Origin of the sequence: Pseudomonas sp. CFBP 8772 (genome assembly GCF_014841665.1) — a bacterium.
GTDB classification, from domain to species: domain Bacteria; phylum Pseudomonadota; class Gammaproteobacteria; order Pseudomonadales; family Pseudomonadaceae; genus Aquipseudomonas; species Aquipseudomonas graminis_B.
Window position 1 is genome coordinate 19250 of record NZ_JACYUI010000022.1, and the last position, 8251, is coordinate 27500.

5 protein-coding genes are annotated in these 8251 nt (G+C 64.7%); all 5 read right to left on the reverse strand.

Going from position 1 to position 8251, the window contains the following annotated elements:
- Positions 1-28: 28 nt before the first annotated feature.
- The 5 genes from IFT99_RS25460 to kdpF all read right to left on the reverse strand — a co-directional run bounded on the left by IFT99_RS25460 (position 29) and on the right by kdpF (position 7423).
- Positions 29-2686, reverse strand: a complete 2658-nt coding sequence (locus tag IFT99_RS25460; RefSeq protein ID WP_192136009.1) for a DUF4118 domain-containing protein — start codon at positions 2684-2686, stop codon at positions 29-31.
- A gap of 203 nt (positions 2687-2889) precedes the next feature.
- Entirely contained in the window at positions 2890-3456 is a 567-nt protein-coding gene (gene kdpC / locus IFT99_RS25465; protein WP_192136011.1) for a potassium-transporting ATPase subunit KdpC, read from the reverse strand.
- 64 nt (positions 3457-3520) lie between these two features.
- Positions 3521-5611, reverse strand: coding sequence for a potassium-transporting ATPase subunit KdpB (gene kdpB / locus IFT99_RS25470; RefSeq protein WP_192136017.1), 2091 nt, complete (start codon positions 5609-5611; stop codon positions 3521-3523).
- A gap of 16 nt (positions 5612-5627) precedes the next feature.
- Positions 5628-7322, reverse strand: a complete 1695-nt coding sequence (gene kdpA / locus IFT99_RS25475) for a potassium-transporting ATPase subunit KdpA (protein WP_192136013.1) — start codon at positions 7320-7322, stop codon at positions 5628-5630.
- 5 nt (positions 7323-7327) lie between these two features.
- A complete protein-coding gene (gene kdpF / locus IFT99_RS25480) occupies positions 7328-7423 on the reverse strand; it encodes a K(+)-transporting ATPase subunit F (RefSeq protein WP_037009437.1) in 96 nt (31 codons plus the stop codon).
- Between the last annotated feature and the right edge of the window lie 828 nt (positions 7424-8251).

Here is an 8251-nt window from a genome sequence, read left to right on the forward strand (position 1 = left end):
AGGTCCGTCAGCGTAGCGCAAAACGGTTTCAGACCGCCTGGTCCATTTCCGCTTCAGGCTGCGCCTGCAGCGGCAAATGCAGACTGATACAGGTGCCGCGACCGTCGATGCCATCGCCCACGCTGATCCGTCCGCCATGGGCGCCGACCATGCCCTGACAGATCGCCAGCCCCAGCCCCGTGCCCTGGCCGCCTCGGTCACCCCGCGCGGCGGTGTAGAACATGTCGAAAATCTTCGCCCGTTCGCTCTCCGGGATTCCCGGCCCCTCATCGCTGACGGCAAAGACGATCTCTTCGTTCTGCGCACTGACCGCCATCTGCAGACGGCCATTGACCGGCGAAAAGCGCGCGGCGTTTTCGATTACGTTGATCAACGCCTGCTCGATCAGCGCGGCGTGGACATACAGCAGCGGCAGCTCTGCCGGCAATTGGGTCATGACCTGCAGCGGCGCGAGGACGGCGCGAAGGCGATTGAGTGCGCTGCCGACGATGTCACCCGGTGAGACCCAGTCCCGCGCCAGCTTCAGCGCGCCGTGGCCGAGGCGCGTCATGTCCAGCAGGTTCTGAATGTAACGGTCCAGGCGCTCGGCCTCGTCGCGGGTGCCTTCGAGCAACTCGCGGCGGTCTTCCAGCGGAATCGCCTCGCCCAGCGCCAGCAGGCTGTCAATGCTGCCGCGCATGGCGGTCAGCGGCGTGCGCAGGTCGTGGGACACCGAGGCCAGCAAGGCGCTGCGCAGTTGTTCGGTCTCGCCATGCAAACGCGCGGCTTCCAGGTCTTCGGCCAGACGCGCCCGGGCCAGGGCCTGACCCAGTGGCTGACTCAGCGCCGTGAGCAACCGTCGACGCTGAGGTATAAAAGTCTGGCCCTGTTTCGCACGAATCCCCAGCAAGGCCAGCGGCGCATCGTCCACCCACAACGGCAGCCACCACCAACTCCCCGACGGCAGCGTGCCGGTGCCCTTGCCCGCCGGTTGCCCGTGCTGCCAGGCCCAGTCCGCCGCCGCGCGCTCGAACTCGGAAAACTCCAGGGGCCCGCCGACTTCCACCTTCCACCCCTGCTCGCGGTCGTTGTCCAGGACGCACAGCTGCAACTCGCTCCAGCCGGCCAGATGATGATCGGCCGCACTGAGCACCGCCTGGCGATCGGTGGCGGCGGTCAGGCGGCGTGACAGGTCGAGCAGTTCGCTGGTTTCCTCCTGGGTGTCGCGCAGCGCTTGCAACTGGCGACGCTGACGAGCGGCGAGATTGCCGGTCAGCGCGGCCATCAACAGGAAGAACAGCAGCGTCAGCACGTCTTCTTCGCGCTGGATGCTCAGGGAAAAATTCGGTGGAATGAACAGAAAGTCATACGCCAGAAACGACAGCACCGAACAGACCATCGCCGGGCCGACGCTGCTGCGCACGGCCACCAGCAGCACGGCGGCGAGAAACACCAGAGAGATGTTTGGCAGCGCCAGCCAACTGGACACCGCCCAGGCCAGCGCGCTGGCGCCGACCGTGGCGAACAGCGCCAGGGCGTAATCGAACCAGACCAGATTGCGCGGCGAGGTGGACTGCGCCTGATCGGGACGCGACTCGCTGTCGAGCACGTTGATTTCCAGGCCGTGGGCATTGCGCAGCAGACGCGACGCCAACCCGCCGCCCAACACCCGACGGCGCAGCGAAGGCCGCGACTGGCCCACCAGCACCAGACTGGCGCGGCGTTCGGTGGCGTGCTGAATCAGCGTCTTCGCCACTTCCGGCGCGCGCAGCACCACCACTTCCCCGCCGAGGCGTTCGGCGAGCTGCTGGGCGTTCTGCAAACGGCCGCGGGCCAGTTCGTCGAAAAAGCGCCCGTTGTCGACGTGCACCAGGCTCCACGGCAGATGCCGCCGTTGCGCGACACGACTGGCATGGCGCACCAGCCGTTCGGCCTGGGCGTCGCCGTCGATCCCCACCAGCAGACGACCGCGCACCGCTGGCGCCGCCTGACCCAACTGCCGGTAGCCCAGCGCCAGGTCGTTGTCCACCTGGGCGGCGGCGGTTTGCATGGCCATTTCCCGCAGCGCGGTGAGGTTGGTCTGGGTGAAAAAGGCATCGATGGCGGCGCGGGCCTGCTCCGGCACGTAGACCTTGCCGTCGCGCAGCCGCTCCAGCAACTCCCGGGGCGGCAGGTCGATCAGCACCAGTTCGTAGGCTTCCTGCAACACCCAGTCCGGCAGCGTTTCGCGCACTTGCACGCCGGTGATGCCGCGCACCTGATCATTGAGGCTTTCCAGGTGCTGAACGTTGACCGTGGTGTAGACGTCGATCCCCGCCGAGAGCAGTTCCTGAATGTCCTGCCAGCGCTTGGCGTGGCGACTGCCCGGCGCGTTGCTGTGGGCGAGTTCGTCGACCAGCACCAGTTTGGGTTTCGCTGCGAGCAGACCGTCCAGGTCCATCTCTTCGAGCATGACGCCGCGGTACTCGGAACGCAGCATCGGTTGCTGCGGCAAACCGCCCAGCAGCGCTTCGGTCTCGGCACGGCCGTGGGTCTCGACGACCCCGGCCAGCAGCGAAACGCCCTGACGCATCTGCGTGTGCGCGGCCTGGAGCATGGCGTAGGTCTTGCCCACGCCAGGCGCCGCGCCAAGAAACACCTTCAGCCGCCCGCGATCGTCCCGGGGAAGATTGACCAGCAAAGCGTCGGCGCGGGTGGTTGAATTCACGGAAAATTGTCCTGATCCATTGGATGACGGTTGATCGTTGGTGGGCGGCATTGTAGGAGCGTGGCTTGTCCCGCGATCTGCCGGGTACCGGCAGCAAACCCGATTCATCGAATCAAGCTGATGCACCACGCGTCTGTTTTACGACTGCCGCGCAGCCGATCGCGGGACAAGCCACGCTCCTACAGCAGATCACGCCAGCGGGGTCAGTTCACGGCTTTGCCAGACGGTAACCGATCCAGACCCAGATTCAAGTCCAGCACGTTCACCACCGGCGGGCCGATCACCGAAGTCTGGGTGCTGTCCGCCACCAGCTTCTGCACCGACTCGCGCGACAGGTTACGCGCCGCGGCGATGCGGGCCACCTGGTATTGCGCCGCGGCTGGCGACAGATGCGGGTCCAGGCCGCTGCCGGAGGTGGTCAGCAGGTTCAACGGTACCGGGCCCTGGCTGTCGACTTTTTCCTTGGCGGCGTCCTCGGTCACTCGCGTCGCCAGCGCCGGATTGCTCGGCGCCAGGTTGCTCGCGCCGCTGGCCACGGTGGCATAGGCGCCGGCAGAGGGACGCGGGTGAAACCATTCTTCGCCGGTGAAATTCTGTGCGATCAACTCGGAGCCGCGCACCTTTTCATGGTCGTCGTAGACCAGGCTGCCGTTGGCCTGATCCGGAAACGCCACTTGGGCGACACCGGTCACCACCAACGGGTAAGCCACGCCGGTGATCAGGGTCATCAGAACGATCAGGCTCACGGCCGGACGCAATACGCTGGACATCATTCAATCCTCATTTCGAAGTGAGCGCCGCGCGGGATCATCACCACGCGGCGCGATCAACGGGTTAAACCAGGTGCAGAGCGGTCAGCAGCAGGTCGATCACCTTGATGCCCACGAACGGCACGACCAGCCCGCCGAGGCCATAGACCAACAGGTTGCGGCGCAGCAGATGCGCCGCGCTGGCGGCCTGCACCCGGACACCGCGCAGCGCCAGCGGGATCAGCACGACAATGATCAGCGCGTTGAAGACGATGGCCGACAGAATCGCGCTCTGCGGGCTGGCCAGGTGCATGATGTTGAGCACGCCCAGTTGCGGGTAAATGGCCGCGAACAGCGCCGGCAGGATGGCGAAGTACTTGGCCACGTCGTTGGCGATGGAAAAGGTCGTCAGGGCACCGCGGGTCACCAGCAATTCCTTGCCGATCTGCACCACGTCCAGCAGCTTGGTCGGGTCGCTGTCGAGATCGACCATGTTGGCCGCTTCACGCGCTGCCTGGGTGCCATCGTTCATGGCCATACCGACGTCGGCCTGGGCCAGCGCCGGCGCGTCGTTGGCGCCGTCGCCGCACATCGCCACCAGACGCCCGTCGTTCTGTTCCTGACGGATGCGCTCCAGTTTCTTCTCGGGAGTGGCTTCGGCCAGCACGTCATCGACGCCGGCTTCTGCCGCAATCGCTGCCGCCGTCAGCGGGTTGTCGCCGGTGACCATGACCGTGCGAATGCCCAGTTTGCGCAGCTCCTCAAAACGCTCCCGAATGCCCGGCTTGACCACGTCCTTGAGGTGAATCGCGCCGAGCAGTTTGCCGTCGCCGCAGACCAGCAACGGCGTGCCGCCGGTCTTGGCGATCTTGTCGATTTCCCGCGCCAGCACCGGCGGCAGGTCGCTGCGGTCACGGCCGAGGAATTTCAGCAGCGAGTCCACGGCGCCCTTGCGGTACACACGGCCCTCGAAATCGACACCGGACAAACGGGTTTCCGCCGTGAACGGCACCGCCGTCAGCTGGCTTGGCGCCGGCTCGGTCATCGGGTGCTGCCCGCGCAGGTATTCGACGATGGACTTGCCTTCGGCGGTGTCATCTGCCAGCGAGGCCAGCAGCGTGCCTTCGCTCAGCTCTTTCGGCGTCACCCCCGGCGCGGCATACACCGCCGCGCAACGACGGTTGCCGAACGTAATGGTGCCGGTCTTGTCCAGCAGCAGCACGTGCACGTCACCCGCCGCTTCTACAGCGCGACCGGATTTGGCGATCACGTTGAGGCGCACCAGGCGGTCCATGCCGGCAATGCCGATGGCCGAGAGCAGGCCGCCGATGGTGGTCGGAATCAGGGTCACCAGCAACGCGACGAGGAACACCAGCGGCAGGTTACCGCCGGCAAAATGCGCGAACGGCTGCAGGGTGACGACCACCAGCAGGAAGATCAGGGTCAGGCCGATCAACAGAATGTCGAGGGCCACCTCGTTGGGGGTCTTCTGCCGTTTGGCACCTTCGACCAGCGCGATCATGCGGTCCAGGGTCGACTCGCCGGGGTTGGCGCTGATCCGCACCAGCAGCCAGTCGGACACCAGACGGGTGTTGCCGGTGACGGCCGAACGGTCGCCGCCGGACTCGCGAATCACCGGTGCAGACTCACCGGTGATCGCCGCTTCGTTGACCGCCGCGATGCCTTCGATGACCTCGCCGTCGCCCGGGATCAGCTCCCCGGCTTCAACGCGGACCACATCGCCCTTGCGCAGGGTGGCAGCGTTGACCATCTCGTAACTGCCGTTTGCACCCTGGATCCGCGCCTTCAGGCCTTCGCTGCCGGCTTTCAGGCTGTCGGCGCGGGCCTTGCCGCGACCTTCGGCCAAGGCTTCGGCGAAGTTGGCGAACAACACTGTGAACCACAGCCAGATCGCGATCTGCACGGCGACAGACGTTGGCACCGCCGGGTCAGGGATCAGGCACAGCACGGTGGTCAAAACCGCGGTCAGTTCGACCACCAGCATCACCGGCGCACGGTGCAACTGGCGCGGGTCGAGCTTGACGAACGCCTGCACCAGCGCCGGGCGCCACAGGGCGGCAAGACCGGTCTTGGCCGCGACGGGCTGCGCGTCGTGGCTTGCGGCCTTGCTGGCCGGAATTTTACTGTCCGGGCTCTTTGTTACGGGGGCTTGCATGTTCATGGTGTGGTCCTCAGAAGCCCAGGCTCAAGTGTTCGGCAATCGGTCCCAGTGCCAGGGTCGGCAGGAACGTCAGGCCACCCACGAGCAAGATGGTCACGGTCAGCAGGGTGACGAACAGCGGGCCGTGGGTCGGGAAGCTGTTCTGGCCCAGCGGCGAGCTCTTCTTCGCCGCCAGACTGCCGGCCAGCGCTAGCACCGGCAGGATGTAGCCGAAGCGGCCAATGAACATCGACAGGCCCAACATCAGGTTATGGAAGGTGGTGTTGGCGCTGAAGCCGCCGAAGGCCGAGCCGTTGTTGGCGGTCGCCGAGGTGTAGGCGTAGAGCAACTGACTGAAACCGTGGGCGCCGGGATTGCTCACCGCCCCCGCCGGACCGGGCAAGGTCGCCGCCAGCGCGCCGAACACCAGCACGCCGACCGGCATCACGATCAACGTCGCCACCAGCAACTTGACCTCACGGGCCTGCAGCTTCTTGCCGAGGTATTCCGGGGTTCGGCCGATCATCAGGCCGGCGAGGAACACCGCGATCAGCACGTTCAGCAACATGCCGTAGAGGCCTGCGCCGACGCCGCCGAAGATCACTTCGCCGACCATCATGTTGGCCAGGGCGATCATCCCGGTGAGCGGGTTGAGGCTGTCATGCATGCCGTTGACCGAACCGTTGGACGCCGCCGTGGTGGTCGCCGCCCAGAGCACGGTGGCCGTGGTGCCAAAGCGGGTTTCCTTGCCTTCCATGGGCGCGGCCTGCTCGACCGACGCAATGTTCAGCGCAGGGTTGGGCTGGTATTCGGACCACATCGCCGTCGCGCCGCCGATCAGGAACAGCGCCAGCATGCAGGCGATGATCGCGCGGCTCTGGCGCATGTCCTTGACGTAATGGCCGAAGGTGAACACCAGCGCCACCGGAATCAGGATGATCGACACCAGCTCGAACAGGTTGCTCCAGATGGTCGGGTTCTCGAAAGGATGCGCCGAGTTGACGCCGAAGAAGCCACCGCCGTTGGTGCCCAGTTGCTTGATCGCAATCTGGCTGGCGGCCGGGCCCAGGGGAATGGTCTGGTCGGTGCCTTGCAGGGTCACGGCGTCCACGTAATGGGCGAACGTTTGCGGCACGCCTTGCCACACCAGCAGCAGCGCCAGTACCAGGCACAGCGGCAGCAGGCCGTAGAGGGTGGCGCGGGTCATGTCTGCCCAGAAGTTGCCCAGGTGCTGCGTCGAGCGACGGCTGATGCCGCGGCAAAACGCGACCAGCACGGCGATGCCGGTGGCGGCGCTGACGAAGTTTTGCACGGTCAGGCCGGCCATCTGGCTCAGGTAGCTCAGGGACGCTTCGCCGCTGTAGCTCTGCCAGTTGGTGTTGGTGACGAAGCTCATGGTGGTGTTGAACGCCAGCGACCACTCCATGCCCGGCAGGCCCTGTGGGTTGAGGGGCAGCGAGCCTTGCAGGAGCAGGATGGCGAACAGGACGACGAACCCGGCCAGGTTGAAGGCCAGCAGGGCGATTGTGTAGGTTTTCCAGTTGTGTTCGACGGTGGGGTCGACGCCGGACAGGCGATAGCAGATGCGCTCGACCGGGCCCATGACCGGGGTCAGGAAGGTGCGTTGGCCTTCCATGACGTTGTAGTAGAACCGTCCCAGCAGCGGCGCGGGCAGTAGCACCAAGGCGAAAAACGCCAGTATCAGCAGGTAGTCGTAACCGTGCATGGCCGTTACTCCTCGACCCGGCCGGCGCGCAGGAGCGCGACCAGCAAGTAAACGAATAACCCTGCTGCGAGCAGCAGTGACACCCCATCCAGAACGCTCATGAAAAACTCTCCGTCATACGGCGACTGCCGTGTGGGGCAATTGTGTTCAGTGGGGGTGTAAAGGAACGAGAGCGACGGGGGTCGGGGGGCATAAAGAAAGCGTAAAGAGTGAATAAATCAGGGCGTTTAGAAGCTTTACACCGTAGGCATATCCGTTATTTATGTGGGCTGTTGTTATGGGGCGGCCTAACGGCCTGCTGTTTCGCCTCCGGCGAGTTACTTGGAAAAGCACCCCAAGTAACCAAGGGTGCCTGCTCCTGGTTTGGCCCGACTTCGTCGGGTTCCCTCACTCCGACGACGCTCCGTGGGCCCAAGTCGCGTTTGGCGGTGTTTGAACCTTCTGTGTATGGAGATCAAAAGCCAAAAGCGAAAGCAGATCAAAAGCTTCCCGGCTAAAGCCAGTCCTACAAAGGCATCGCATGCGTACAGTGAGATTGGCGGTGACCTCGACTGTAGGACCGGCTTCAGCCGGGAAGCTGTTGATTCGCTTTAGATCTTGATCTTGACCTTGATCTTCATACGCAAGACGTCCAGGCGACACCCATCGCGACTTGGGTGCAGGCTGAACGCAGGTTTTGCGCAGTGGGCCGAGCGGCATGGATGCCGCGAGAGCGCCGTCAGGGCATGGATGCCCGTTCGGCGCGGGCCCACGGAGCGAGACCGGAGTGAAGGAACCCCGAGGAACGAGGGGCCCAACCAGGAGCAAGCACCCTTGGTTACTTGGGGTGCTTTTCCAAGTAACTCGCCGAAGGGGGGGTGTCAGAAATTTTGTGTTCGGGCATAACATGAGTAAGAGGTGCATGTATGCCAACCAAAAAGAAACCTGCG